Source organism: Flavobacterium bomense, from assembly GCF_003970355.1.
Window position 1 is genome coordinate 1 of sequence record NZ_RYDJ01000255.1, and the last position, 1,078, is coordinate 1,078.

Sequence of the window (1,078 nt, forward strand, 5' to 3'; positions counted from 1 at the left end):
CGTGCTGGCAGAATACCGTTCGATACGTTTGGTCCATTTCCGAGGTAATTTATGCGCTAAATATTCAGAAAAAGGGAGTGAATATTTAATCATAAACGGAGTTGTGAAAACTGTTACAGCCGATACCGCCACGACAATTGGATACAAGAAAGAACTTGTGGCGTTCAAAGTGACACCTAAAGTGGCTATGATAAATGAAAATTCCCCAATTTGAGACAAACTCATTCCAGTTCTGATGGAATCTTTCAAAGGTTGCCCCGACAGCAAAGCACCAAAAGTAGAACTGATGGATTGTCCAAAAATGGTAATAAACGAAAGTATTATGACTGGAATAGCATGTTCATACAAAGCAGCTGGGTCGATTAGCATCCCTACCGATACGAAAAAAACAGCACCAAATAAATCTTTTACAGGTTTTACCAAATGCTCAATGTGTTCCGCTTGAGTGGTTTCGGCAATGATAGAACCCATAATAAAAGCACCCAAAGCTGGTGAAAATCCCACATTGGCAGCAAGCCCAACCATTGTCAAACACAAGGCTAAGGAAATGATCAGCAACATTTCGTCAGTCAATAAATGTTTGGTTTTTTTGAGTACTGTTGGAATGATAAAAATACCGCCCAAAAACCAAATCACCAGAAAAAATAAAAGTTTCAAAACCGACATTAACAAATCCATTCCAGAAAACTGATTGCTCACTGCAATGGTTGATAATAAAACCATCATCAAAATGGCTAATATGTCCTGAACGATTAGCGAGCCAATTACAATTCCTGCAAATTTTTGTGTTTTTACGCCTAATTCATCAAAGGTTTTTAGAATTATTGTGGTCGATGAAATCGAAAGAATAACGCCTAAAAAAATACTATCTATTTTTCCCCAATCCATCCATTGACCTACAGAATAACCCAAAAGGCACATCACGACAATTTGTGTGCCTGCTGTGATAGAAGCGGTTCCGCCCACTTTCATCAATTTTTTGAAACTAAATTCTAAACCAAGGCTAAACAATAAAAAGATGACTCCAATCTCTGCCCAAACTTCTACGCTTTTAATTTCTTTTACCGAAGGAAAAAAA

General features: G+C 37.6%; 1 protein-coding gene. It reads right to left on the reverse strand.

Annotated elements, in window-relative coordinates; genetic code table 11:
• Positions 1-1,078: cation:proton antiporter (locus EKL98_RS17130; protein ID WP_199740762.1), on the reverse strand; the 1,078-nt coding region annotated here is incomplete at both ends.